Consider the following 26,053-nt stretch of genomic DNA (forward strand, 5'->3'; position numbering starts at 1 on the left):
ACTTCAGCTTTTGCCTTGTTGGGGGGTGGGGTGTTTTTTTTTAATATCTCAGCTTCCTTGGTGCCGCCCCCCACTCACCATTTGTTTTTTTGTAAATCATTCCCTAAAAAATCGGGGGGGGCCCGCCCCCCCCCCCCCCACCAGGCTTGGGAGGCTTAGCGAGCTGCGGTCCAGCCCTTGTAATCCTTCAAATTGTCGGCCGTGATCAGCTTCGGGTCGAGCAGTACCGTCGGCTCGGCCGGCTTCTTGCCGGCAAGCAGGTCAGCCGCCATCGTCAGCGACTGGCCGGCCATCACATAGGGATCCTGCGAGGCCGAGGCTTTGATCATCGACGTGCCGGAAGCGAGTTCCTTCTCGATATCGGGCGCGCCGTCGACCGCGGTGAAGATGAACTCCGAGCGGTTGAGCTGCTTGGCCGCAAGCTGGGCGCCGATCGCCGTCGGATCGTTGATGGCGAAGACCGCGTCGATCTTGTCGAAACGGGTCAGCAGCGACTGGAACACTTTCAAGCCGCCGTCACGCGAGCCTTCGGCGTTCTGGTCGTCGGAAAGGATCTTGATGTCGGGGTGTTTTGCCAGCACGTCCTTGCAGCCCTTGACCCGCTCCAGGATCGATGACGAGGCCGGGCCGTTGAGGATGACGTAGTCGCCCTTGCCGCCGGTATGATCGACCAGATACTGGCACGCCTCTTCGCCGGCCTTGACGTTGTTGGTCATCACGGTGACGTCGGCGCCCGGCGCCGAAACGTCGAAGGCGGCAACGACGATGCCGGCCGCCTGTGCCTTCTTGACCGCCGGCGCGATCGCCTTGGCATCGACGGCGTTGAGCATGATGACGTCGACGCCGGCGGCGATGAAGGAATCGACCTGCGAAACCTGCTTGTTGAGGTCGTAGTCGGCCGATACCGAGGTCACCTGCACATTCGGATTGATCTTCTTGGCCGCGTCCTCGATGCCCTTGATGGTGGCGACGAAGAACGGGTTGCCGAGCAGGCCGACCGAGATGCCGACCTTGTTCAGGTCCTTGGCTGATGCCGGCGCGATGACGGCGGCCGCAAAGGCTACGCCGCAGAGCAGTTTAGCGATGGTCTTCATTGTTTTATTTTCCTCCTGATGCCCCGCGCCTCTCACGGTGCGTTACACATGAAACCGGCTCGTTGGATGCCGGCGACTAAGGGCCATCACGTTCTTGCTCCTGCCTGGAGCCGGTAACGGTCGAGGGCGACCGCCACGATGATGACCAATCCCTTGATGATGTACTGCCAGATGTCCGAAACGCCGGCGAGGATGAGCCCGTTGGACAGCACGGCGATGATCAGGCCGCCGATCAGCGTGCCCCAGATCGAGCCGACGCCGCCGACGAAACTGGTGCCGCCGAGGATGACCGCGGCAATGGCGTCGAGTTCGTAGGACTGGCCGAGCTGCAGCCCGTTGGCGGCATAGAGCCGGGCCGCCGACATAGCGCCGCCAAGCCCGGCCAGAAGGCCGGAAACGCCATAGACGAAGAGCAGCACCAGCGGCACTTTGATGCCGGTCAGCCTGGCGGCCTCGGCGTTACCACCGACGGCGTAGATCCAGGTGCCGAGCACGGTGCGCTTGAGCACCAGCCAGGACAGCACCACCACCGCCAGCGCGATGATTACCAGCCACGGAATGCCGAACAGCGAACCGTTGCCGATGAAGTCGAACGGCAGGTCCGCGTTGAACACCGTAGTGTCCTGGCCAAGCAGGCGGGCGACGCCGCGCACGGCGGTCAGCGACCCCAGCGTGACGATGAAAGGCGGCAGCTTGATATAGGCGATCAGCAGCCCGTTGATGATGCCGAAGCCGAGCCCGACGAGAATGGCCGCCGGCACGCCCAGCAGTCCCCAATCGGGCACCAGCGACACCATCACCGCCACCATCGCCGAGGCGGCAAGGATCGAGCCGACGGACAGGTCGATGCCGCCGGTCAGGATGACGAAGGTCATGCCGGCTGCCAGCACGATGTTGATCGACGATTGCTGCATGACGATCAGCAGATTGGTTTGGGTGAAAAAGCGCGGGTTGATGAACTGGAAGCCGACCGCCAGCAGAATCAGGATCGGCAGCATGCCGAGTGCGGCGATGGCGGTGCGCCACCTCGTACCTCTGCCGATCGCCCGGTCGTCCGCTTTCATCGTGTCGGCCACCTTGTCGGTCATCGCTGAGCCGCTCCCGTTGCAAGTTCAATGATCGCTTCCTGCCGCAGCGGCTCGCCTTCCGAGGCCGTCACCTCGCCGGCAATGGTGCCGTCGCGCATCACCAGCACGCGGTCGGCGATGCCGATCACCTCCGGCAGTTCGCTGGAGATCATCAGGATGGCGATGCCTTTCTTGGCCAGGTTGTCGATCAGCCGGTAGATTTCCGACTTCGCCCCGACATCGACGCCGCGGGTCGGCTCGTCGAGGATGACGACCTGCGGCTCGGTTTCCAGCAGGCGGCCGAGCAGCACCTTCTGCTGGTTGCCGCCCGACAGCAAGCCGGCATTGGCCTGCACCGAGCTGGTGCGGATGGAGAGGTCTGACACCGCCTTGGCGGCGCGCTTTTCGGCAGCCGCGAAGTCGCGCAGACCGCCGGCCTTCGCGTCCTTTGCCAGCACGCCCATGCTGATGTTGTCGGAGATCGACATGTCGAGAAACAGGCCAAGTTGCTTGCGGTCCTCGGTCAGGTAGGCGATGCCGGCATCGAGCGCCTCGCTCGGCGAACCGATGGATATCGGTTTGCCGCCGAGCTCCAGCGTGCCCGAGATGTGCCTGTCGGCGCCGAAGATCAGCCGTGCCAGTTCGGTCCGGCCCGAGCCGACCAGGCCGGCCAGTGCCAGCACCTCGCCTTTGTGGAGGTCGAAGGAACAATTCTTTATGAGATTGCCGTCCGACATGCCGCGCACCGACAGCGCGACGGCGCGCTTGCTGTCCGGCGGGCGGTGATCCTTCTTGTAGAAGGTCGACAGATCGCGCCCGACCATCATCGATACCAGGCGCGAGGCGTTCAGGTCGGCGCGGTCGAGCGTGCCGACATAGCCGCTGTCGCGCAGCACGCTGACGCGGTCGGCGAGCTGGTAGACCTCTTCCATGCGGTGGCTGATGTAGATGATGGCGATGCCTTGCGACTTCAGCGTCGCGATCACCTCGAACAGCCGGTCGGTCTCACGCGAGGTCAGCGACGTGGTCGGCTCGTCCATGACGATAATGCGCGCATTGGTCGACAGCGCCCGGGCGATTTCCACCAGCTGGCGCTCGCCGAGCGACAGGCTGGTGACCGGGGTGCGCGCCGAAAAGGCCACGCCGAGCCGCGCGATGATCTCGCTGGCGCGCCGGTTGCACTGCTCGCGGTCGACGATGCCGAACCGTCTTGGCTCGTTGCCGAGGAAGATGTTCTGCGCCACCGACAGATTGGGCGCCAGCGACAGCTCCTGATAGATGACCGCAATGCCGGCGGCGCGCGCCTTGATCGGGTCGCCGGTGGCGGCCGGTACGCCGTCGATCAGGATTTCGCCGCCGGGGTCCGGCCGGTAGGCGCCGGACAGCACCTTCATCAGCGTCGACTTGCCGGCACCGTTCTCGCCCATCAACGCGTGCAACTCGCCGGCGTGAACGGTCAGCGACACATCATGCAAGGCGCGGATCGCCCCGAACGTCTTCGAGATGTGGCGCATCTCCAGCACCGGCTGGCGCACCGTCTCGATCCGAGCGGCGGCGCTCATCGTGCCCCTCCCGAGGCTGCCATGGCCACGCCCCGGTCGGCGGCAAGGCCGCGCCAGTCGTTGCGGTAGCCGGCAAGGCCGCTGAAGCTTGCCGCATGCACCGCCTCCGGCGCCTCGGTGGCAAACTCGCGTCCGACGCTTTCAAAGGCAAGTGCGGCAGCACCGGTGGCGCTGCCCTCCAGCGTTGCGCCCTGCAGGAAGGCCTGCCCGGGCCGCAATTGCGCCAGCAGCGCGGCAAGCAGCCCGCCATTGTTCAGGCCGCCATCGACGATCACCGTATTGTCCGAATGGATCAGCTCGAGGCACAGATCGAGCATCAGCGCGACGTAGAGCAGCGCCACGGCCGCGCGTTCCTCGGCATTGGGCGTACGCCCGACCAGTTCGCCGCGGCGGTGCGGCATCGGGCCGCCGGGCGCGAAGCTCGGCAGCGCCATGATGCCGGCGTCGATCACCCGTTGTACCGATGACGGCGCGATTGCGCCCTGCCAGCCGGCGCTGATCGTGGCGAATTCGCGGCCGCCCATGAAGCGGATGGTCGGCACCGGGCCGCCGTCGACATCGACATTGACCAGCATGTCGCGCTCGCCATCGAGTGCATCGAGCGGACAGTCGGGATTGAGCACGACCACCCAGGTGCCGGTCGAGACCACGGTCACCGGCCCGAGCTGCTGTCGGCGGTAGGCATGGAGCGCAGCATTGCTGTCATGGACGCCGTTGTGGACGGCGACCGGCTTGGCGGCCCGGCTGAAGCGCTGCTCGCCGATCACCGCGCCGGCACGCTCGAAGGCGGGCATCTGGCCGCGCCAGCCCTCGGCATCGACCAGCGAGCTGAAATCGCGTTTGCGCGGCGCCCATAGATGCGAATGGCAGCCGAGATAGGAGACCTCCGACACCGGCCGGCCGCCAAATCGCCAGCTCCAATATTGGGGGTAGCCGAGGATCGACGTCGCTGTGGCGAAGGCACCGGGCTCCACCTCCTTCAGCCACAACATGTGGCGGCCGTAGTTGAAGCCAAGCGGCAGGCGCGGTGAAAAGGTCTCGGCAAAATCTGGAATGCGGCGGTCGATCTGCGCGGCGATTTCAGCTGGCGGTTCCTGCTCGTAATCGAGGATCGGATGCGTCAGCTCGGCTTCGTCGATCAACGCGAAGGTGCAGCCATGGCCGGATACCATCAGCCCTTCCACGCCATGCGTATCGACGGCGTCATCAATGGCGCGAGCCGCCCAGTCGTGCAGCGTTGCCTCGTCGAGCACGCTGAAGCCGCCTTTGCGGATCCAGCTCGGCTGGGTGCGGCGCTCGTCTAGGATCTGTCCGTTCTGGCCGAAGACGAACAGCTTCGAATTGGTCTTGCCGAAATCGAGGACCGCGATGTTCACTGGGCGCCTCCCGAGGAAGCGGCGATCCTCACCGTGACGCCGGCATCTTCGAGCATGCGGGCATCTGTCTCGGACAGGCCGTCATCGGTGACCAGCGTGCCGATCCGCGACAGCGGCAGCGCCACATTGCGCGCGTGGATCGACAGTTTTCGGCTGTCGGCCAGCACGACGATCTGGTCGGCGCAGAGGCTGAGCTCGACGATCGAGCGGACCAGCAGCGGGTGCGATTCCAGAAGGCCTTCCTGGCCGATGCCTTGCGCGCCGAGAAAAAACTTCGAGGCGTAGAACGGCACCGTCTGCGTCAGCGAATGGATGATGCCCGGCTCGCGGTAAAGGTCGCCGCCGGCAACGGTCAGACTGCAATGGCCGTGATCGCTGAGATAGGCCGCGAGCGGCATCGAGTTGGTGTAAAGCCGGATATTGCGGTCGGCGAGCTTGACGCCGAGATGGAAGCAGGTCGAACCGCCATGCACGATGACCGCGTCGCCGTCGCGCACCATGGTGGCGGCGAGAGCGGCGATCTGCCGCTTGGCCTCGACGGCGAGGTCGCGGTTCTCGTCATAGGGCCTGGCATAGGCGACGCCGGCTTGCGAAGCGCCATCGAGCGCCGAGATGCCGCCATAGACCTTGCGCGCTTCGCCGGCCTCATCGATCTTGTCGATGTCGCGCCGCACCGTCGCCGCCGACACGCCAAGCCGCTCCTGCAGCTCGCGCACCGATGCGAAAGGCCGGTCCCGCAAAAGCTCGACGATCTGACGCTGGCGGCCGGAGTCGCTCAACCGTTACCTCCCAATGTGCTTGCCTCCCAAGCCACTGCACGGCATGCCATTTTGCACGGCAATTGGTGCAACTTACTCAACGGCCCTCGGATTGCAAGCCTGATTTGACGCGATAACATCACTGTTGACGTAACTTACTCGCATCTGCGATACCAGCGTCGGTCTTCGTCCCGGCAACAGGGCGTCCAAAGCCGTGGCCACGCGGCCGGTTTGTGGAGGAATTTCGATGACGATCAGTGCGGATGCGCAGGAATTGGCAGCGCTGCGGTCGCTTTCCGCCGAGATTGGCAGCGACCCGCATCTGACCCAGGCCGCCGGCGGCAACACCTCGCTAAAAGCCGGTGGCACGCTCTGGATCAAGGCCTCCGGCACCTGGCTGAAGGACGCGCTCACCGCGGACATCATGGTGCCGGTCAGCATTCCGCCATTGCTCGACGCCATCGAACGACGCGACCCGACCGCCGAACAGCCACAGGCCTTCGCTGTCGGCGCCCTCAATCCGCGCGGCTTGCGCCCCTCGATCGAGACCACCGTACATGCGCTGATGCCGCAGCGCATCGTTCTGCATGTCCACTGTGTCGAGACCATTTCGCTGGCCGTGCAGGCCGACTGCGAGGCCGAGGCCGCCAGGCGGCTCGACGGCCACCAATGGGCATATGTTCCCTATCGCCGGCCGGGACTGCCGCTCGCCCAGGGCATCGCCGAGCGCCTGCGGCCAGGCGTGGACATACTGATCCTCGGCAACCACGGCCTGGTCGTTGCAGCCGACACTGTCGCTGAGGCAGGCATGCTGCTGCGCCGCGTAACCCGGCTGTTGGCACGGCCGCCGCGCCAGGTGGCTGAGCCGGACACCGCGGCATTGATGGCGCGCGCCGGCGACAGCGACTACAGATTGCCGGCGGATGTCGAGGCGCACGCGGTGGCGATCGACCCCGAAAGCTGCCGCATGGCTTCGGGCGGCAGCCTCTACCCCGACCACGTCATCTTTCTCGGCAAGGGCTCGGTCGTGGCGAGGCCGGCCGAGGGTGTGAAGCGCGTCATCGAGCGCTGCGGCGCCGCACCCGCGGCGATCCTGTTTCCCGGCCTCGGCGTGTTGATGCGCGGCGACGCGGGCGCCGGTGCCGACGCCATGCAGCGCTGCCTCGCCGATGTGACCGCGCGGGTCGATGTCGCAGCGAAGCTTAATTATCTGACAGCGGCAGAGAATGACGAACTGATCAACTGGGACGCCGAAAAATATCGCCAGAAACTCAATGCGGGAGGCAGCTGACATGCCGCGTTCGTCTGGCCCGCTTGCCATCGGCATCGACATCGGTACATCCGGCGCGCGCGCCGTCGCCATGCGCCCGGACTTTTCCATTGCCGCGCATTACGCTATTGCCCTCGAGCGATTTGGGCCGAACGGCCGCGACCCCGCCATCTGGTGGGAGGCGGTCGGCGCGACGTTGGCGGAACTGCTCAAATGTATCGATCGCGCGGCAGTGCGCTCGATCGCCGTCGACGGTACGTCGGGTACGCTGCTGCCGGTCGACGGCGCCGGGCGGCCGCTGGCCGAACCGCTGATGTACAACGACAAGGTCGCTGACCACACAATTCTGAGTGAAATAGCCGGCGCAGCACCGGCAACGAGCGCTGCCCTTGGGGCGACGTCCGGTCTCGCCAAGGCATTGTCTTTCCAGCACCTGCCCGGCGTCGCCGCTGTGCTGCACCAGGCCGACTGGATCGCCGGACAGTTCTCCGGCCGCTTCGATGGCAGCGACGAAAACAACGCATTGAAAACCGGCTACGATGTCGAAACCCGCCGCTGGCCGGACTGGATCGCGGCCACCGGAATGCGCATGGAATTGCTGCCTGGCGTCGTGCGGCCGGGCGATGTCACGGGTACGCTCACCGCCAGCGCCGCGAAAATGTTCGGCCTGCCGCGTGATGTGGTCGTGGTCGCCGGCACCACCGATGGCTGTGCGTCGTTCCTGGCAACCGGCGCGACGGCGGCGGGCGACGGCGTCACTGCGCTCGGCTCATCGCTGACCATCAAGATTCTCTCCGACCGGCCGATCTCGGCGCCGCAATTCGGCATCTACAGCCATCGGCTGGGTGACACCTATCTGGCGGGCGGCGCCTCGAACTCCGGCGGCAAGGTTCTGGCCCAGCATTTCCCCGTCGCCCGCATTGTCGAACTCAGCAAAAAAATCGACCCGGCGACCGAGACCGGTCTCGACTATTACCCGCTGCCGGCGCCGGGCGAACGCTTCCCCATAGCCGATCCGGCGCTGCCGCCGCGCCTCGAGCCGCGGCCCGCCGACGACGCCGATTATCTGAAAGCGATGCTCGAGGGTATTGCGGCGATCGAAGCGCTCGGCTATCGCCGGCTTGCCGAACTCGGCGCACCCCGGCTGACATCGGTCAGGAGCGTCGGCGGCGGAGCGGCCAATCCGGCCTGGACGGCAATCCGGCAGCGCAAGCTTGGCGTCGCTCTCGTGCCGGCTCTTTCGGAGGAGGCCGCCGCCGGCACGGCGCGGCTGGCGCTGATGGGCGCTAGCGCAGCGGGGCTTCTATGACGGCCAAGGCAATTCAACACCTCGACGGCATCGCCGCGCTGGCCGAGCGCTATCAGGTATTCCTGCTCGACCAATTTGGTGTGCTGCACGACGGCACCAGCGCCTATCCAGGCGCTGTCGAGGCCTTGTCGGCACTCAAGCGTGCCGGCAAGACCATCGTGCTGATCTCGAATTCCGGCAAGCGGGCGCAACCCAATGAGCGCCGCCTATTGAAGCTCGGCTTCGAACCGGGAAGCTGGGATCACTTTGTCTCCTCCGGCGAGGTGGCGTGGCGCTCCTTCCATCAAATGGCGGCATCCGGAGCCCTGCGCCCGCAGACAAAATGCCTGCTGATCCGCCGCGACAATGACCGTTCGGCTGTCGACGGCCTGCCGTTCGTGCTGGCCAAGGACGGCGACGATGCAGAACTGGTGCTGATTTCCGCCAGCGAGGGCGATCGCTACGACCTCGACCACTATCGCCGGCTTCTTGGTCCGGCGGCGGCGCGCCGGGTGCCATGCTTCTGCACCAATCCCGACAAGATCATGCTGACTGCCGTCGGCCCTCGCTTCGGCGCCGGCCGGCTCGCCGATCTCTATGAGAGCCTCGGCGGCAGCGTGGCGCGCATCGGCAAGCCCAATCCGCAGATATTCGAGGCAGCGCTGGCACTGGCGGGTCACCCGGAGCGCGCCAGCGTGGTCTGCGTCGGCGACAGCGTCGAGCACGACATCGCCGGCGGCAACGGCGTCGGCGTCGCGACGACGCTGGTCCTGTCGGGCATATTGGCGGGGGCGCCTGATCTGCACGACGTTTTCGCCGCGCTCAACGCCCGTCCCGACTACATCGCGGATAGCTTCAGGTTTCGTTGAGTTGTTAAGGCGAGACAAAGCTAATCGAGGTTGAAACGCCCGATCACCGGCACGTGGTCCGAGGGTCGTTCCCAGCCGCGTGCCGGCCGCAGGATTTCGTAGCCGGCAAAATGCGGCACCAGGTTTGGCGACGACCAGATATGGTCGAGGCGGCGGCCACGATTTGAGGCCTGCCAATCCTGGGCGCGATAGCTCCACCAGGTGTAGAGTTTCTCCTCGTAAGGCACATTGAGCCGCATCAGGTCGACCCAGTCGCCGGAGAGCCGCATCGCCTCGAAATTTTCCGTCTCGACCGGCGTATGGCTGACGACGTTGAGGAGCTGCTTGTGCGACCAGACATCGTGCTCGAGCGGCGCGATGTTGAGGTCGCCGACCAGGATCGAGCCGGAGTGCTCGTCATGCTCGGCCCGCACGGCGTTCATCTCGGCAACGAAATCGAGCTTGTGCTTGAACTTGCGGTTGACGGCCGGGTCGGGCTCATCGCCGCCGGCCGGAACGTAGAAGTTGTGCAGCAGGATCGTTTTGCCGCCGGCCTTGACGGTGACCGACAGATGCCGGCTGTCGTCGATCTCGCAGAAGCGGCGCTTTTCGACCACCTCGATCGGACGGCGCGCTATGGTCGCAACGCCGTGATAGCCCTTCTGGCCATGGAAGGCGATGTGCTCGTAGCCGAGCTTGCGGAACGCCTTCTCCGGAAACAATTCGTCCGGAACCTTGGTTTCCTGCAGGCAGAGCACGTCCGGCGCCTGCTCTACCAGCTGGCGCTCGACGATCGGCATGCGCAGTCGAACGGAGTTGATATTCCAGGTAGCGACGGAAAACGGCATTTGGGGTTCCGGACAACGCAAGATCCGCCGGATGGCTCCGACGGAAGTCAATCGCGGAAACTACTGCCAGCCGCGCACCGCAAAAACAAGCCGCCCGCACCAACGCGGAAAAGCCATCCCGCAGCAGCAGAAAGTTACCGCGTCTTGGTGTTCAGCTCGCGGTTCGCCGTATAATCGATGGCGAAGGTGTCGGGGGCGAAGCTGACGCCCTCCTTGGTGTTGAAGATCATCACCGTTGTGTCCTTGCCTTGCGCATCGGTGATGGTCCACTGCCGCAATTCATAGGATTTCGGATCGAACATCATGGTGATCTTCGAATTGCCGAACACCGATTTGTCGGCAAGCTGGATGGTGGTGAGATCGTTTTCTTCCTTGACGCTTCTGACGCGTCCGCCCGAGAGATCGATCTTGTCGTCGAGCAGCAGCTTCAGCGGCGTCTTCGACAGCGGATAGAGGTCGGAGGTCCGCAGTTTCTTGTTGAGGATGACCACCGACTTGCCGTCGGAAATCACCCTGAAATTCGAGGCGCCGTCATAATTGAAGCGGATCTTGCCCGGCCGTTCCAGAAAGAACTTGCCGCCGGTCTGCTCGCCCTTGGGCCCGAACTGCACGAACTCGCCGCTCATCGATTTGACCGAGGAGAAATGATCGGCGATCTTCTGCGCCGTCGCCGGAACCGCTGCTTGCGCCGACGCCAGCAGCTGGAAGCCGGGCACGACATTGGCGGCCGCTGCACCGGCCAGGACCAGACCGAGGCCGAGCACCTGCCGGCGGGTTGGGGCGAAATCCTTTTTTGGGGCGAGAGTTGCGTTTTTCATGCCGGTCACCATCATCTGACTGCTTGCTCGTTATATTGGTCTGGCCCCCCAGTTGGGCTTAAGTTTGGCGGGCCGCACGGCGCTCATCGTTGCAACGCGCCAAAAGGTTCAAAGTTGCCGGCGCGGATGCGCTCTAGAACTTGTCGTCCTCCGTCGGCACCAGGATTTCGCGTTTTCCGGCATGGTTGGCCGGGCCGACAATGCCTTCCTTCTCCATCTTCTCGATAATCGAGGCGGCGCGGTTGTAGCCAATGCCGAGCCGGCGCTGGATGTAGCTGGTCGAGGCCTTGCCGTCGCGCAGCACCACCGCAACCGCCTGGTCGTAGGGGTCGTCGGAATCCTCGAAATTACCGCCGTCGCCGCCGCCACTGCCTTTGCCCGTCGGCTCGTCGTCATCCTTGTCGTCGTCCTCGGTGATGGCGTCGAGATATTCCGGCACGCCCTGCAGCTTCAGATGCGCGACGATCTTCTCCACCTCGTCGTCGGAGACGAAGGGACCGTGCACGCGCTGGATGCGGCCGCCGCCGGCCATGTAGAGCATGTCGCCCATCCCGAGCAGCTGTTCGGCGCCCTGCTCGCCCAGGATGGTGCGGCTGTCGATCTTCGATGTCACCTGGAACGAGATACGGGTCGGGAAATTCGCCTTGATGGTGCCGGTGATGACGTCGACCGACGGCCGCTGCGTTGCCATGATGACATGGATGCCGGCGGCGCGCGCCATCTGCGCCAGGCGCTGCACCGCGCCTTCGATGTCCTTGCCGGCGACCATCATCAAATCGGCCATCTCGTCGATGATGACGACGATGTAGGGCATCGGCTCGAGGTCGAGGTTCTCCGTCTCGTAGATCGCTTCGCCGGTCTGGCGGTCGAAGCCGGTCTGCACGGTGCGGGAAATCCTTTCACCCTTTTTCTCGGCCTGCTGCACGCGCGCGTTGAAGCCGTCGATGTTGCGGACGCCGACCTTCGACATCTTGCGGTAGCGGTCCTCCATCTCGCGCACGGTCCATTTCAGCGCCACCACCGCCTTCTTCGGATCGGTGACCACCGGCGTCAGAAGATGCGGGATGCCGTCATAGACCGAGAGTTCCAGCATCTTTGGATCGATCATGATCAGCCGGCAGTCCTGCGGCGTCAGCCGATAGAGCAGCGACAGGATCATGGTGTTGATGGCGACGGACTTGCCCGAGCCGGTGGTACCGGCGACCAGCACGTGCGGCATTTTGGCGATGTCGACGATCACCGCCTCGCCATTGATGGTCTTGCCCAGCGCCAGCGCCAGCTTGGCCTTGGTGGTCTCGAAATCGCGGCTGGCCATGATCTCGCGCAAATAGACGGTCTCGCGCCTGGCGTTCGGCAATTCGATGCCGATGGCGTTGCGGCCGGGCACCACGGCGACACGGCAGGCGATGGCGCTCATCGAGCGGGCAATGTCGTCGGACAGGCCGATGACCCGCGACGATTTGATGCCGGGCGCGGGTTCCAGCTCGTAGAGCGTGACGACCGGACCCGGACGCACATGGATGATTTCGCCTTTGACGCCGAAATCCTCCAGCACGCCCTCGAGCAGGCGGGCGTTCTGCTCCAGCGCGTCCTTGGACAGGCTTGCGTCGCGCACCACGTTCTTCGGTTCCGACAGGAAATGCAGCGACGGCATCTCGAATTTCTCCGAGCCGATCAGCGAGGTCTGCGCCTCGCGCTGGACGCGGGCGCCTGGTGCCGGCCGCGGCGCCGGCGCCTCGACGCGCGTCGCCGCGTCGGAGCGGAAGTTCTGCACCTTGGCCGTCGGCGCGGCGCGGCGTTGACCGGCCGGCTCGGGCGCGAAATCCATGTCGTCATTGTCGTCGTTGTCGAAGACGTCGGCATCGTCGGGGTCGATCGAGGCACTGCGGTCGTTGACCATGGCGGCGAAGAATTCCGGCTCGACGCGGGCGCGCCCGCCCGGGCTCATCCGCGCCTCGGCGAACTCGGCCGATTCGACCCGTTCGGCCGCTCGCCGCCAGGCGCTGGGGCGCGGTTCCATCTCCGGTTCGAAATCGTCGCGCTCGCGCCGACGCGCGGCGCGGCGGCGCAGATAGGCCCGCAGCGACAGCCACCAGTGGGTGATGGCGCCAAGCGCCAATATGCCTTCGTCGCCCTCGTCCTCCTCATTGTCGAAAAGCAGGTCGTCCTGCGGATCGGGCACGGCAGGCAGATCAAGGACGGCAAAGCCGTTCTTGCGAGAAATCAGCGCCGAGCCATACAAGAATACCCACAGCGCCGGCGCTGCCAGGAGCACGGCGAGCACGCTGGCGACGAGGCCGGTCGGATAGCCGCCGATGATGAGGCCTGGGATATTGAGCACCATATCGCCGAATACGCCGCCGAGGCCGGTCGGCAGCGGCCAGGTCTTGGGCGGCACCACGCAGCCGGCGATTGCCGCGCCAAGCAGCGAAAACCCGAACCAGGCGAGCGCCCGTTTCGGCAGCCGGTCGACGCCACGCGCGGTAAACAGCAGAAACCCCCAGATCACCGCCGGCACCAGCGCCGCAACCGCCGCAAGTCCGAAGAACTGCATGGCGATGTCGGAAAATACGGCGCCCGCATAACCCATTGCATTGGTGACGATATTATCGGTGGCGTGCGAAAAGCTCGGATCGGCGACGTTCCAGGTGGCAAGGGCGGCGACGCCGAAGCCAACCAGGGCAAACAGCCCGGCACCGACCAGCCGCCCGACCTGGCGCCTCGCGAACGCCCGGATGCCGTGCCCCGTATCGGCCAGCGCAAGCGGTGCTGAAGCCCCTGAACGCATGCTCTTCCTCGTCTGTCGTTGCCCGGCCGGGCGCGGACGCGCAACACGGCAGATTCGGCTGTCAGACTAGCGGCGGGAAGGTTAAGGGCGCATTAACCATGGGCATTCTGCGTCACCGGAACGGGCGACCGCCACCACAGTTCGGAGCCGCCGCGGCCGATGTTTCACGCCGCCGGCGGATCGAGCACCTTGATCAAGCGACCGTGATCGAGCCATCACGGCCATCCGCGCGCAAAAAAGAGGCCCGGAAGGTTTCCGGGCCTCAAGGCGTGAGTCCTTTCGGGAGCGTCACGACGGGATCTTCCCGGCACCGGCAAAACGCCGATGCCGGCCAATGCCTTTACGCCACCACTTCGCCGTGCTGGCTGATGTCGAGGCCTTCGACCTCTTCCTGGGTGGAAGGACGCAGGCCGACCAGCGCCTTGACGATGTAGAGGATCACGAAGCTCGCGATCGCCGTCCACAGGATGGTGAAGACGATACCGTAGAGCTGCTTGCCGACGGAGGCGCCCGAGCCGAGGCTGTTGATCGCCGGATCGGCGAGCACGCCGGTCAGCAATGCACCGATGATGCCGCCGATGCCGTGCACACCGAATGCATCGAGCGAGTCGTCATAGCCGAACGCGTGCTTGAGCTTGACGGCCGAGACGTAGCACAGCACGCCGGCGACGATGCCGACGATGAAGGCGCCGGTCGGATTGACGAAGCCGGAAGCCGGCGTCACCGCGACCAGGCCGGCGACGGCGCCCGAGATGATGCCAAGAACGCTCGGCTTCTTGGCGACGATCCATTCGGCGAACATCCAGGCGAGCGCCGCAGCGGCAGCGGCAACCTGGGTGTTCAGCATCGCGGCACCGGCAAGGCCGTCGGCGGCCAGTTCCGAACCGGCGTTGAAGCCGAACCAGCCGACCCACAGCAGCGAAGCACCGATTACGGAGTAGACCAGGTTGTGCGGCGCCATGTTGGTGGTGCCGTAGCCTTCACGCTTGCCGAGAACCAGCGCGCAGACCAGGCCGGCAACACCGGCATTGATGTGAACGACCGTGCCGCCGGCGAAATCGAGAACGCCGGCTGTGCCGAGGAAGCCGCCGCCCCACACCCAGTGCGCGATCGGGGCATAGACCACCAGCAGCCACGCCCCCATGAAGATGAGCAGCGCCGAGAACTTCATGCGTTCGGCGAAGGCGCCGGCAATCAGCGCCGGCGTGATGATGGCGAAGGTCATCTGGAACATCGAGAAGACGAACTCAGGGATGTTCGCCACGCCCGGCAGCCACAGCGACGAGGTGGTGATGCCGTTGTGGAAGAACTTCGAGAAGCCGCCGAGATAGGCATTCATGCCGCCGCCATCCGAGAAGGCCAGCGAGTAGCCGAACATGAACCACAGCACCGTCACCAGGCACGTGATGGCAAAGCTCTGCATGATGGTGGCGAGCACGTTCTTCTTGCGCACCATGCCGCCATAAAACAGCGCCAGGCCCGGTATGGTCATCATCAGCACCAGCGCCGTCGAGGTCAGCATCCAAGCGGTGTTGCCGGTGTCGAGCGCGGGCGCAGGGGTAGCCGGTGCTGCCGGAGCCGCTTCCTGCGCGAACGCAGCAACCGTGCCCAGTGCAGCGAGAGCGAGCGAGCCCAAAACGGCCGCGCGTCCCGTTATCTTCAAGGTGGAAGGAATATTCATTGAACTCTCCATTGGAATACGTATCGGCGGCTCAAAGCGCGTCGGTGTCTGTTTCGCCGGTGCGAATCCGCACCGCCTGGTCGATGCCGAAAACGAAGATCTTGCCGTCGCCGATCTGGCCGGTCTTGGCCGCCGCGGTGATGGCCTCGACGGCCTTGTCGACCATGTCGACAGCGACCGCGACTTCGATCTTGATCTTCGGCAGGAAGCTGACCGCGTATTCCGCCCCGCGATAGATTTCCGTGTGCCCCTTCTGGCGTCCGTAGCCTTTTACTTCGGTGACGGTCAGGCCCTGGATGCCGACCGCGGTGAGCGCCTCGCGCACCTCGTCGAGCTTGAACGGCTTTATGATTGCCATCACGATCTTCATAAGGTTTCACCCTTTGCTGTTGCGGGTCCCCGCGTTTTGCACGACTTCGCCGATCCCCATGAGAGCCGGAGAGTGCCCGCTAGGATTCAAGCTCCGTGCCAATTGCCGAAGCAGGGTGTTAAGCTGTTGTTAAACAACGAAATCGGGAAGGTTTGCCGACTGCCTGTTCACAGTCGCGGCAGTGCATATGATTAAAAAATAGGCAAATTTCGAAAAATGCCTACTCCGCAGGCGGTCGCTTCAGCCGGATGAGTCCTTCTTGGGCAACCGAGGCGATCAACGTGCCGTCGCGGGCAAACAGCGAGCCGCGGGTAAAACCGCGTGATCCTTGCGTCGACGGGCTGTCTTGCGTGTACAGCATCCAGTCGTCGAGTGGATGGCTGCGATGGAACCACATGGCGTGGTCGAGGCTCGCCGCCTGGATATCGCGATCGAAAATGGCGCGGCCATGGGCGAAGGTCGAGGTGTCGAGCAGCGTCATGTCGGAGAGGTAAGCGAGCACAGCCGCCCGCGTGGCGCGATCGGCCGGCACCGGACCGGTGGTGCGGATCCAGATGTTCTGCTTCGGCTCGAGCTTTTCCCGGCTGGTATAATGCTTCAGCATCACCGGCTTCATCTCGATCGGCCGGTCGCGCTCCCAATAGCGCTTGATGCCCTCGGGCACCGCCTCGCCGAACTTGCCCAGCAACTCGCGTTGCGACAGCAACGTGTCGGGCGCCGGCACGTCCTGCGGCATCGGCACCTGATGTTCCAGGCCGACCTCATCCTGCTGGAACGAGGCTTCCAGCGAAAAGATCGCCTGGCCGTGCTGGATAGCGACGACGCGGCGCGTGGTGAAGGAGCCGCCATCACGGATACGGTCGACCTCGTAGATGATCGGCACCTTGGTGTCGCCCGGCCGCATGAAATAGCCATGCAGTGAGTGTACATGGCGCTCGGGCTCGACCGTTCGCTGCGCGGCGACCAGCGCCTGGGCGATGGTCTGGCCGCCGAAGATGCGCTGCCAGTCGAGCTTGGGGCTGCGACCACGATACAGGTTGTGTTCCAGCTGCTCGAGGTCGAGAATGCCGAGAAGCTCGTCCATGGCTGCCGTCATCTTGACCTCGCCGCAAAATTACCATGGCGGTTTCCGACAGGAACGGCGGGCAGTCAAGGGCGGAAAGCCCGGCGACGGTCAGGCTGCGAAAGGAATTGCCATGGTGGACAGCAAGAATTCGCTCGACGTTCTTGTCGCCGGCGCCGGCTATGTCGGCCTGGCCGCCGCCGTATCGCTGAAGCAGGCGCGGCCGAGCCTTGCCGTTGCCGTCGTCGATGCAGCACCCGCCGGGGTCTGGCGGAAGGACGGCCGCGCCTCGGCGATTGCCGCCGCCGCGTGCCGCATGCTCGACCAGCTCGGCGTCTGGAACGAGATCGCGCCGGAGGCGCAGGCGATCACCGAAATGATCGTCACTGATTCGCGCACATCCGATCCGGTCCGCCCGGTGTTCCTCACTTTCGATGGCGAGGTCGCGCCCGGCGAACCCTTCGCGCATATGGTCGCCAACAAGGATTTGAACGGCGCCTTGCGCCGGCGCGCCGAACAACTCGGCATCGGCATCATCGAAGGCGTCGCCGTCAGCGCCTTCGACATCAACGGCGCCGGCATAACCGTGCATCTTGCCGACGGCGCGACGCTGAAGGCGCGGCTGCTGGTTGCCGCCGACGGCGTCAATTCGAAGCTGCGCGACATGGCAGGCATCAAGACGGTGAAATGGGAGTATGGCCAGTCCGGCATCGTCTGCACGGTGGCGCATGAGCGGCCGCACAACGGCCGCGCCGAAGAGCATTTCCTTCCCGCAGGCCCGTTCGCCACGCTGCCGCTCAAGCCGGGCAAGGACGGCACCAACCGCTCGTCGATCGTCTGGGTCGAACGGTCGCAGGACGCCGACAAGCTGGTCAGTGGCGACACCCTGGTCCTGGAATATGAGCTCGAGCAGCGCTTTGGCCTGAAACTCGGCGAAATCCATATCGCCGACAAGCCGCGTGCCTGGCCGCTTGGACTGATCATTGCGCGCGCCTTCGTCGCGCCGCGCATCGCCTTGGCCGGCGACGCCGCCCACGGCATCCACCCGATCGCCGGCCAGGGTCTGAATCTCGGTTTCAAGGACGTGGCGGCGCTGGCCGAAGTGGTGGTCGAGGCCGACCGGCTCGGCCAGGACATCGGCGCGCTGGACGTGCTTGAGCGCTACCAGCAATGGCGGCGTTTCGACACGGTGCAGATGGGCATCACCACCGATGTGCTGAACCGGCTGTTTTCCAACGATTTCGGCCCGCTGCGCACTTTGCGCGACATCGGCCTCGGCCTTGTCGAGCGCATGCCGCGGCTGAAGGGGTTCTTCATCCGCCAGGCGTCGGGTCTGTCCGGCGACACGCCGAAACTGTTGAAGGGCGAGGCGATCTAGGCCCGGCAAGCGCGCGTTTTACTAGCGTTCGGTCAGTTGACCTCAAAGCCTAGCTTCTGGCGCAGCCGGAGCATGCGCTGGTCGGGAATCGGCAGGTTTTGTCCACCAGCTTCCGCCGCACGGCTGACCATTCGCAGCAGATCGTTCCTTTCAGCTGCGTCGAGCCGTTCGCGCAGGAACGGCGCCAGCTTGTCGATGACGACCGTGACGTCGTCGATTTGCGATGCCGCCCATTTGGCGTAGATCACGGCTTCATCGGTCTGCTTTTTGTCGGCGATCTCCGAGATCACCGATCGAATGGCGGCTTCGCGTTGCGGCAGCACAGGACCATGCTCGGAAACAATCGCGGTGATCAGCGTCGCGGCGGCGACGACCGGATCGTCGATCGCCGTCAGCGGCGAGAGCGCCGCCTGCTTGCGCAGCTTCTTGCGGCGGATATTGCCCTGGACGCGGCCAACGACGTCGGCAACCTCACGCGCCGCGTCGTTCATGATCTTCAGCCGGTACCACCAGAACGCCGCTGCCCCCAGCAGGCCGATTGCAGCAATCAATATATGCATACCCCAAGATCCCCAATCTCGGGCGACGATAGGAGAAGTATTGCTTCGCCTCAACACGCAAAAGTTGCATCGATCGAAGAAAACGAAAGCCTGCGCCAGTCATCGGCCGCCATCACTTTGCCAAGGATCTTATCGGGACATCCCTACGACCCCGGCACGTTGTAGATCGCCCGCACCTCGATCGTGCCGATTTCGGCCAGCGGGATTCCGCCGGCGATCTCCAGCGCCTCGTCGAGATCCCCGGCCTCGATCATGACGAAACCGAGCAGCTGCTCCTTGGTCTCGGCGAAGGGGCCGTCAGTGACCAGCCGCTTGCCCTGGCGCCGGCGCACGGTCTTCGATGTCTTCACCGATTGCAGCGCCTGCGCGATGATCAGGCGGCCGCTTTGCGCCACCGACCTGTCATAGGCCAGCGAATCGGCGTCGAGCTTGGCCAGCCTCGCAGGCGTCATTGCGTAGAGATCTTTTTCTTCACCGTAGACCAGGCAAACGTATCTCATCTTTACCTCCATTCCTGGGTTGGACCGTAGGGCGAGGCGACGGACACGTCAGCTGGGCCTTTGGCCGCTGCATAGTCGAGAAAGGACACCGCAATGCCGATGATGGCAATCGCCGCAAGCAGTCGGCCGAAGCCGGAAGGCTGCAGGCGCGACCAGTCGGCTTGTTGTTCACCGGCCCCGTGGCCGGTGCTTGTCCAGTGAGCAGAAAACAGATTGTTCATGTGGTCCTCCATCCGGCCACCAAGTCCATGGCCGCCCGCAGGACGGCCGGGACAGATGGAAGTCGACATTTTTGCACGCGTATTTTTTCGAATTTTTTTCGCTCGACATGATGTGTCACGCTGCCGCCGATACGAAAGCGTGGATGGCCTTCGCTCCGGAGCGCGCTATAGTCGACCGGACGCCGACTACGGGTTCAATCACGACAATCAAGGAGGAATTGATGGACCGCACCGCCAACGCCGTTTGGAAAGGCAGTTTCAAGGAAGGCAAAGGCACGCTCGATACCCAGAGCGGGACGCTGAAAGGCACGCCCTATTCTGCCAAGATGCGTTTCGAGGACGAGAGCGGCAAATCCGGCACCAACCCGGAAGAGCTGATCGCCGCCGCCCATGCCGGCTGCTTTGCCATGCAACTTTCGCATCTTCTTGCCGAGAACGGCACTCCGGCTACCGAGCTCGACGCCAAGGCCGTGGTGACACTGGTCCCCGGCACCGGCATCACCGGCAGCGCGATCACGCTGGTTGGCAAGGTACCGGGCATCGATGCCGCCAAATTCCAGGAACTAGCCGAAAAAGCCAAGGGCGGATGCCCGGTCTCGAAGGCGCTCGGCGCCATCAAGGTGTCGCTCGACGCCAGACTCGGCTGACGGGCGAGGTTCGGGGCAATCGTTCAGACAGATGGACCCAATTGTCTTGGACGCCAATTGTTGAGGCCGGCGCTGCCCCTCACCCACCTGCCGGGCATTTCTCCCCGTATAGTGACGGGGAGAAAGAAGCTGGCCGCAGCCGCGGCACCCTTCTTGCAACGCTAACTATTGGGCGAAACCGTCGATGAGAGCGTCCCTCTCCCCGTCACTATACGGGGAGAGGTCGCCGGTAGGCGGTGAGGGGCAGCGCTAGCCGATCGAAAGCGGCAACGAACATGTCACGTTGAGGGCGCTGTCAGCCAACGTCTCGAAAATCCTTATCGCCCATCGCCGGTCAGCGCATCGAGGCGGGCGCGCAGTGTCGCGACCTCCTCCTCGAGAACCTGCACGCGCGTCTCCAGATCCGAGGCCGGCGAGGACGATTGCAGAGGCACTGCTGCAGTCGACAGCTGCGGCGGCCCGCTGAGCAGATGGACATAGCGATCCTCGCGCTGGCCGGGGCCGCGATCGATCTGCTGCACCAGCGGCGGCCTTCGGCCGATCAGCAGGTCGAGATTGCCGCGAAGCTCCTCGATCGACGGCAACCGCGCCAGGCGCTCGCTTCGCGCCAGCAATTCATAGGCCGTCTGCGGGCCGCGCAGCAACAACAGGCCGAGCAGCGCGATCTGCGCCGAGGTCAGGGAAAAGCGCTGTGCCACGACATGCTCATAGCGCTCGACGCGCGACGCGAAGACCTGCCTGACGAGGCCCTTCTGCTCCAGCTGGCCAAGCGCCCGCCTGACCTCGGCAAGCTCGACCGACATCACCGGCTCGCGCGCCGTCTTCTGGTTGGCGGCGGCAAGTGCCGCATTGAGCGTCAGCGGATAGACGTCCGGCGTCAGCTCCTTCTTCTCGATCAGGCAACCGAGCACGCGGGCTTCGATGGGAGAGAGGAAGGGAAGGTCGGAGTCGGTCATTGGATCGGCTATCCTTCTGAGGCCGGAGGGACAGCACCCCCCTCCGTCCTGCCGGACATCTCCCCCGCAAGGGGGGAGATCGGCAGCTTCAACGCTGTGCGTCCATTCTTGCAATGGTGGAGATTAGCGAAAGCCAAGATGACGGCCAATCTCCCCCCTTGCGGGGGAGATGTCCGGCAGGACGGAGGGGGGCGCGAAGGATCGCTACGGACGAGACGATCTCGGCTGCAACCCGCCCGCCCCCTATACCCGTCGCTCCACCATCATCTTCTTGATCTCGGCGATCGCCTTGGCCGGGTTGAGCCCCTTGGGGCAGGTCTGGGCGCAGTTCATGATGGTGTGGCAGCGATAGAGCCGGAACGGGTCTTCGAGATTGTCGAGCCGCTCGCCCGTCGCCTCGTCCCTGGAATCGATCAGCCAGCGATAGGCCTGCAGAAGCGTCGCCGGGCCGAGATAGCGATCGCCGTTCCACCAGTAGCTCGGGCAGGAGGTCGAGCAGCAGGCGCACAATATGCACTCGTAGAGCCCGTCGAGCTTTTCGCGGTCCTCATGGCTCTGCAGCCATTCCTTGGCCGGCTCGGGCGACACCGTCTTCAACCACGGCTCGATCGAGGCATGCTGGGCGTAGAAATTGGTGAGGTCGGGCACCAGGTCCTTGACCACTTGCATGTGCGGCAGCGGATAGACCTTGATCGCGCCGGCAATGTCGTCGCAGCCCTTGGTGCAGGCCAGCGTGTTCGACCCATCGATGTTCATGGCGCAGGAGCCGCAAATGCCTTCGCGGCAGGAGCGGCGCAAGGTCAGCGTCGGGTCGATCTTGTTCTTGATCCAGAGCAGCGCGTCGAGCACCATCGGCCCGCAATCGTCCATGTCGACGAAATACGTATCCATGCGCGGGTTCTCGTCATCGTCCGGCGACCAGCGGTAGATGCGGTATTCGCGCAGATTGGTGGCACCCTCCGGCTTCGGCCAGGTTTTTCCGGCCATGATCTTCGAGTTTTTCGGAAGCGTCAGTTCGACCATTACCTCAGGTCCTTTCGGATGACGAGCTTCAGCCCGGACCAGATCTCGTTCACGGCGGCGACCTTGACGTCGACGAGGTCGAGCTTCAGCGCCTCTGTGCGGATAACGTCCTCGGTGACGTCGGTCGGCACTTTCGATGCCTTTTTTGGCCAAGAGACCCAGACCATGCCGTCCCGCTTGATCGCTGCTTCGATGTCGCCAAGACGGTCCTCGATCTCGACACGCTGCCGGGTGAAAGCGTGTACGGCATCATATTTCTCATGAACGCCCGAAATCGCCGACCAGTCAGCCAGCCGGTCGAGCTCGGCAAAGTCCACGGCTTCGGCAAGGTCGTCCAGCTCGGCCGGCAAGGCGACGAAGGCGGCAATCATCCCGTCCTTCAGGCCGAGCTTGGCTGGAAGGGGCATGCCGGAATATCCCGCAACCGCCAGCGCCATCGTCAATACACTCTCGCCTTCGGCGCAATCTTGGCCGGATTGATGCCGCCGTCTGCCTCCTTGAGCAGCGTCTCGGTGTGCACCGGCCGGTAGCTGAGCGCCACCTCGCCGGCCTCGTTGAGCCGGGCCAGCGTGTGCTTGCGCCAGTTGGCGTCGTCGCGGGCCGAAAAGTCCTCCCGCGCGTGCGCGCCGCGGCTTTCCTTGCGCGCCTCGGCGCCGTAGACGGTGGTGATGGCGTTGGCCATCAGATTTTCCAGCTCCAGCGTCTCGACCAGGTCGGAGTTCCAGATCATCGAGCGGTCAAACACCTTGACTTCCTTGAGCTCGCCCCAAAGCTGCGAAATGCGCCTGCAGCCGCTTTCCAGCGATTCCTGGGTGCGGAACACCGCCGCGTCCTCCTGCATCGCCTTCTGCATCTTTTCGCGCAAAACCGCTGTCGGCGTCGAGCCGTTGGCGTGACGCAGCCGGTCGAAGCGGTCCATGATCTTTTCGACGGCGGCCTCGTTGGGCGGAGGGATCGCCGATGTCCGGTCGATCACCTGGCCGGCCCGGATCGCCGCCGCACGGCCGAACACCACCAGATCGATCAGCGAGTTCGAGCCCAGCCGGTTGGCGCCGTGCACCGAGGCGCAGCCGGCTTCGCCGACCGCCATCAGCCCGGGCGACACCTGGTCCGGATTCGACGCCGTCGGGTTCAGCACCTCACCCCAGTAATTGGTCGGCACGCCACCCATATTGTAATGGACCGTCGGCAGCACCGGGATCGGCTCCTTGGTCAGGTCGACGCCGGCAAAGATCTTTGCCGATTCCGAAATACCCGGGAGCCTCTCGTGCAGAACGGCCGGGTCGAGATGGTCGAGATGCAGGAAGATATGATCCTTCTTCGGGCCGACGCCGCGGCCCTCCCTGATCTCCAGCGTCATACAGCGCGAGACCACGTCGCGCGAAGCCAGATCCTTGGCTGACGGCGCGTAGCGTTCCATGAAGCGCTCGCCCTCGGAATTGACGAGATAGCCGCCCTCGCCGCGCGCGCCCTCGGTGATCAGGCAGCCGGCGCCGTAGATGCCGGTCGGGTGGAACTGCACGAACTCCATGTCCTGCAGCGGCAGCCCTGCGCGTGCGGCCATGCCGCCGCCATCGCCGGTGCAGGTATGCGCGGAGGTGGCCGAGAAATAGGCGCGACCATAGCCGCCGGTCGCCAGCACCACCATTTTCGCCGAAAAGCGGTGGATGGTGCCGTCGTCGAGGTTCCAGGCGACGACGCCGGTGCAGGTGCCGTCCGGCTCCATGATCAGGTCGAGCGCGAAATACTCGATGAAGAACTGCGCATTGTGCTTCAGCGACTGGCCGTAGAGCGTGTGCAGCATGGCGTGGCCGGTGCGGTCGGCGGCCGCGCAGGTGCGCTGCACCGGCGGCCCCTCGCCGAAATTCATCATCATGCCGCCGAACGGCCGCTGGTAGATTTTCCCGTCCTCGGTGCGGCTGAAGGGGACGCCGTAATGCTCGAGCTCGTAGACCGCAGCCGGCGCTTCGCGCACCATGTATTCCTGCGCGTCGGTGTCGCCCAGCCAATCCGAGCCTTTGACGGTGTCGAAGAGATGCCACTGCCAGTTGTCGGGACCCATATTGGCGAGCGAGGCGGCAATGCCGCCCTGCGCCGCAACCGTATGCGAGCGCGTCGGGAACACCTTGGTGATGCAGGCGGTGCGCAGGCCCTGCTCGGCCATGCCGAGCGTGGCCCGCAGGCCGGCGCCGCCGGCGCCGACGACCACGACGTCGAATTTGTGGTCGACATAGCTATAGGCGGAAGCCGTGTTGGCGTTCTTCGCGTCCTTGGCCAAAACTCAGCCTCCAAATGCCAGTTTAAGCAGGGCGAAGACCGAAGCGACGCCGACGACTACGGGAAAGAATGTGTTGAGGGCGAGCAGCGCCAGCCTGGCGCCTTCGCCATGCACATAGTCTTCGATGATTGCCTGCATGCCGAGCCGCATGTGGTAGAGCACCGACAGCAGGACCAGCGCCAGCACCAGTGCCACGAATGGATTGGCAAGTGCGGCGCGCACCTCGATATAGCTGGCACCGTTGAGTGCGATCAGGAAACCCACGAAGAACAGGACCAGCGGGATGTTGGAGATCGCCGTCAGCCGCTGGCGCCAGAAATGGCCGGTGCCCTCGCGGGCGGAACCGAGGCCGCGGACCTTGGCCAGCGGCGTACGCATGTCGGTGTTTTTGCCGCTCATGTCAGGCTCCCCCGCGCCATGTAGCCGGCGATCCAGATCAGCAGCGTCAGCGTGACCGAGCCGGCCAGCGTCGCCCAGGCGATCCTCGACGCCGTATGCTTTTCCAGCCCTGCCCCAGTGTCCCAGATCAGATGGCGCACACCGCCCAGCATGTGGTGCATCAGCGCCCAGCTGTAGCCGAACAGCACCAGCCGTCCCAGCCACGAGCCGAAGGCCCAGTTGACGGCATTGAAGGTCGCCTCCGAACTCGCCGCCGCCATCAGCCACAGCGCGACCAGCAGCGTGCCGAAATAGAGCGCCCCGCCGGTGATGCGGTGGACGATCGACATCGTCATGGTGATCGGCGGCCGATAGACGGTCAGGTGCGGCGAAAGCGGCCGTTCACGTCTGGCAAATTCGCGGGTGGCTGGTGATTTGCTCATGGCTCCCCCAGTTCGGCGTCTCTGGAGCCTCAGGTGGGAATGCGGCATTGCCGCTTCCGGTTGCGACTTCGGACAGCCGGTTTCTAATGCTCTTTTTGCACCGCGTCAAAGCCGGAAAACCGTTTCGAAAACGTAATTTAGTCTGATGAAAGCGGCGCTTTCAGCTTCAATCGATTAGGACTGTCGCCTTGAACCGGCACAATGTCGCTGCACTGCAAAAAATGGCTGCCACAAGGGGGCGGATCAGCGCTTGCAGGCCAGCGGTGAGGCACCGCCCTTCATTACCAGCGCGTCACGCCCGTCGATCACGATTGCGCCATGCGCCTCGCCGTAACGGCTGGTCTGATTGGCCGGTGAGGCCGGCAGCTCGGCGCTGGTGCCGTCCTGGCCGAGCACGCGCACCGACGTGCCAAGATTCTCGATGGTCATCACGCTACCGTCGGCGCAGTTGTAAGTAGCAATGCGCGGCTGCGGTGCCGTCGGTTCGCTGGCGGCGGGAGCAAGCGACACGGAAGCGGCGGCCGTATTGCCAAGCTTGGGCGCGCTGGTCTGCGGCGCGCAGGCGGCGGCAGCCAGTAGCGGCGGAATGGCCAGCGCCACCCGAAACCTGCGGTGTAATCTCATGCTGCTTTCCCCCGCGCATCGAGCCCCCCGGATTTTCATGCTTTTTAAGTCGCGCCCGATGCCGGCGATGGTGGGAACAAGGCATGGCCGAATGATGGCCGGTGGGCGATCGGGTATTAACCATATTTTCCGAGACCTCGCCCCGGCTGCGGTTGCCCTCTTAACAAAGGTTAATAAAAGGTTAATTTCTGATTCGAGGAGGCTTGCCTCTCAG

Annotated in this window: 26 protein-coding genes; 5 read left to right on the forward strand and 21 right to left on the reverse strand. The window is 64.4% G+C overall.

The window, feature by feature from the left end:
• Positions 1-155: 155 nt before the first annotated feature.
• The 5 genes from NKI63_RS21385 to NKI63_RS21405 all read right to left on the reverse strand — a co-directional run bounded on the left by NKI63_RS21385 (position 156) and on the right by NKI63_RS21405 (position 5,878).
• The gene (locus NKI63_RS21385; RefSeq protein ID WP_254817805.1) at positions 156-1,094 is read right to left on the reverse strand and encodes an ABC transporter substrate-binding protein; all 939 of its coding nucleotides are present in this window, start codon (positions 1,092-1,094) and stop codon (positions 156-158) included.
• Between the two features lie 86 nt (positions 1,095-1,180).
• Entirely contained in the window at positions 1,181-2,158 is a 978-nt protein-coding gene (locus NKI63_RS21390) for an ABC transporter permease subunit (RefSeq protein WP_502896084.1), read from the reverse strand.
• A gap of 20 nt (positions 2,159-2,178) precedes the next feature.
• Positions 2,179-3,723 carry a sugar ABC transporter ATP-binding protein gene (locus tag NKI63_RS21395; RefSeq protein WP_352691698.1) on the reverse strand — a complete coding sequence of 515 codons (1,545 nt, stop codon included), beginning with the start codon at positions 3,721-3,723 and terminating at the stop codon, positions 2,179-2,181.
• A complete protein-coding gene (locus NKI63_RS21400; protein WP_352691696.1) occupies positions 3,720-5,099 on the reverse strand; it encodes an FGGY-family carbohydrate kinase in 1,380 nt (459 codons plus the stop codon). Before NKI63_RS21400 ends, NKI63_RS21395 begins: the two co-directional genes overlap by 4 nt.
• On the reverse strand, positions 5,096-5,878 hold the full coding sequence (locus NKI63_RS21405; protein ID WP_352649392.1) for a DeoR/GlpR family DNA-binding transcription regulator: 783 nt from the start codon (positions 5,876-5,878) through the stop codon (positions 5,096-5,098). The genes NKI63_RS21400 and NKI63_RS21405 overlap by 4 nt, the downstream gene beginning before the upstream one ends.
• 226 nt (positions 5,879-6,104) lie before the next feature.
• Between NKI63_RS21405 and NKI63_RS21410 the strand changes: the two genes are divergently transcribed.
• The 3 genes from NKI63_RS21410 to NKI63_RS21420 are packed head-to-tail and all read left to right on the forward strand — an operon-like array spanning position 6,105 to position 9,284.
• Positions 6,105-7,148 (forward strand): class II aldolase/adducin family protein, encoded by a 1,044-nt coding sequence (locus NKI63_RS21410; RefSeq protein ID WP_352691695.1) that lies wholly within the window; start codon positions 6,105-6,107, stop codon positions 7,146-7,148.
• A 1-nt stretch (position 7,149) separates the two neighbouring features.
• The gene (locus NKI63_RS21415; RefSeq protein WP_352779324.1) at positions 7,150-8,436 is read left to right on the forward strand and encodes an FGGY-family carbohydrate kinase; all 1,287 of its coding nucleotides are present in this window, start codon (positions 7,150-7,152) and stop codon (positions 8,434-8,436) included.
• Positions 8,433-9,284 carry a TIGR01459 family HAD-type hydrolase gene (locus tag NKI63_RS21420; RefSeq protein ID WP_352779325.1) on the forward strand — a complete coding sequence of 284 codons (852 nt, stop codon included), beginning with the start codon at positions 8,433-8,435 and terminating at the stop codon, positions 9,282-9,284. Before NKI63_RS21415 ends, NKI63_RS21420 begins: the two co-directional genes overlap by 4 nt.
• A 20-nt stretch (positions 9,285-9,304) precedes the next feature.
• On the opposite strand, the gene NKI63_RS21425 is transcribed toward NKI63_RS21420, so the two are convergent.
• The 6 genes from NKI63_RS21425 to tesB all read right to left on the reverse strand — a co-directional run bounded on the left by NKI63_RS21425 (position 9,305) and on the right by tesB (position 16,864).
• On the reverse strand, positions 9,305-10,111 hold the full coding sequence (locus NKI63_RS21425; RefSeq protein ID WP_352823170.1) for an exodeoxyribonuclease III: 807 nt from the start codon (positions 10,109-10,111) through the stop codon (positions 9,305-9,307).
• Positions 10,112-10,245: 134 nt separating this feature from the next.
• Positions 10,246-10,929, reverse strand: a complete 684-nt coding sequence (locus NKI63_RS21430; RefSeq protein WP_352779329.1) for an outer membrane lipoprotein carrier protein LolA — start codon at positions 10,927-10,929, stop codon at positions 10,246-10,248.
• 133 nt (positions 10,930-11,062) lie between these two features.
• Positions 11,063-13,717 (reverse strand): FtsK/SpoIIIE family DNA translocase, encoded by a 2,655-nt coding sequence (locus NKI63_RS21435; RefSeq protein WP_352779331.1) that lies wholly within the window; start codon positions 13,715-13,717, stop codon positions 11,063-11,065.
• A 340-nt stretch (positions 13,718-14,057) separates the two neighbouring features.
• Positions 14,058-15,380, reverse strand: coding sequence for an ammonium transporter (locus tag NKI63_RS21440; protein WP_352779335.1), 1,323 nt, complete (start codon positions 15,378-15,380; stop codon positions 14,058-14,060).
• 49 nt (positions 15,381-15,429) lie between these two features.
• The gene (locus NKI63_RS21445; RefSeq protein WP_023679755.1) at positions 15,430-15,768 is read right to left on the reverse strand and encodes a P-II family nitrogen regulator; all 339 of its coding nucleotides are present in this window, start codon (positions 15,766-15,768) and stop codon (positions 15,430-15,432) included.
• Between the two features lie 220 nt (positions 15,769-15,988).
• Positions 15,989-16,864 (reverse strand): acyl-CoA thioesterase II, encoded by an 876-nt coding sequence (gene tesB / locus NKI63_RS21450; RefSeq protein WP_352479976.1) that lies wholly within the window; start codon positions 16,862-16,864, stop codon positions 15,989-15,991.
• A gap of 100 nt (positions 16,865-16,964) precedes the next feature.
• Between tesB and NKI63_RS21455 the strand changes: the two genes are divergently transcribed.
• Complete coding sequence (locus tag NKI63_RS21455; protein WP_352701420.1) at positions 16,965-18,209, forward strand: ubiquinone biosynthesis hydroxylase; 1,245 nt, start codon at positions 16,965-16,967, stop codon at positions 18,207-18,209.
• 32 nt (positions 18,210-18,241) lie between these two features.
• Here the strand turns inward: NKI63_RS21455 and NKI63_RS21460 are convergent, their stop codons facing one another.
• The 3 genes from NKI63_RS21460 to NKI63_RS21470 form a co-directional block, all read right to left on the reverse strand.
• Positions 18,242-18,769, reverse strand: coding sequence for a hypothetical protein (locus NKI63_RS21460; protein ID WP_352779333.1), 528 nt, complete (start codon positions 18,767-18,769; stop codon positions 18,242-18,244).
• Positions 18,770-18,912: 143 nt separating this feature from the next.
• A complete protein-coding gene (locus tag NKI63_RS21465) occupies positions 18,913-19,269 on the reverse strand; it encodes a YciI family protein (RefSeq protein WP_352479974.1) in 357 nt (118 codons plus the stop codon).
• A gap of 2 nt (positions 19,270-19,271) precedes the next feature.
• A complete protein-coding gene (locus NKI63_RS21470; protein WP_352508947.1) occupies positions 19,272-19,490 on the reverse strand; it encodes a hypothetical protein in 219 nt (72 codons plus the stop codon).
• Positions 19,491-19,711: 221 nt separating this feature from the next.
• Between NKI63_RS21470 and NKI63_RS21475 the strand changes: the two genes are divergently transcribed.
• Complete coding sequence (locus NKI63_RS21475) at positions 19,712-20,137, forward strand: OsmC family protein (RefSeq protein ID WP_352508948.1); 426 nt, start codon at positions 19,712-19,714, stop codon at positions 20,135-20,137.
• Between the two features lie 317 nt (positions 20,138-20,454).
• Here the strand turns inward: NKI63_RS21475 and NKI63_RS21480 are convergent, their stop codons facing one another.
• From NKI63_RS21480 to NKI63_RS21510, 7 genes are all read right to left on the reverse strand, one after another.
• A complete protein-coding gene (locus NKI63_RS21480; RefSeq protein WP_352823175.1) occupies positions 20,455-21,093 on the reverse strand; it encodes a YceH family protein in 639 nt (212 codons plus the stop codon).
• Between the two features lie 243 nt (positions 21,094-21,336).
• A complete protein-coding gene (locus NKI63_RS21485) occupies positions 21,337-22,116 on the reverse strand; it encodes a succinate dehydrogenase iron-sulfur subunit (protein ID WP_352701261.1) in 780 nt (259 codons plus the stop codon).
• Positions 22,116-22,553 (reverse strand): DUF3052 family protein, encoded by a 438-nt coding sequence (locus NKI63_RS21490; protein WP_352701418.1) that lies wholly within the window; start codon positions 22,551-22,553, stop codon positions 22,116-22,118. The genes NKI63_RS21485 and NKI63_RS21490 overlap by 1 nt, the downstream gene beginning before the upstream one ends.
• Positions 22,554-22,555: 2 nt before the next feature.
• Entirely contained in the window at positions 22,556-24,394 is a 1,839-nt protein-coding gene (gene sdhA / locus NKI63_RS21495) for a succinate dehydrogenase flavoprotein subunit (RefSeq protein ID WP_352701260.1), read from the reverse strand.
• A gap of 3 nt (positions 24,395-24,397) precedes the next feature.
• Positions 24,398-24,793 carry a succinate dehydrogenase, hydrophobic membrane anchor protein gene (gene sdhD, locus NKI63_RS21500; protein ID WP_352508952.1) on the reverse strand — a complete coding sequence of 132 codons (396 nt, stop codon included), beginning with the start codon at positions 24,791-24,793 and terminating at the stop codon, positions 24,398-24,400.
• Positions 24,790-25,215: a succinate dehydrogenase, cytochrome b556 subunit gene (sdhC, locus tag NKI63_RS21505; RefSeq protein WP_352479640.1), complete on the reverse strand. Its 426-nt coding sequence runs from the start codon at positions 25,213-25,215 to the stop codon at positions 24,790-24,792. The genes sdhD and sdhC overlap by 4 nt, the downstream gene beginning before the upstream one ends.
• A gap of 243 nt (positions 25,216-25,458) precedes the next feature.
• Complete coding sequence (locus NKI63_RS21510) at positions 25,459-25,839, reverse strand: hypothetical protein (protein WP_352649382.1); 381 nt, start codon at positions 25,837-25,839, stop codon at positions 25,459-25,461.
• Between the last annotated feature and the right edge of the window lie 214 nt (positions 25,840-26,053).

The sequence above is a fragment of the Mesorhizobium sp. M0410 genome (assembly GCF_040321435.1).
GTDB lineage: Bacteria > Pseudomonadota > Alphaproteobacteria > Rhizobiales > Rhizobiaceae > Mesorhizobium.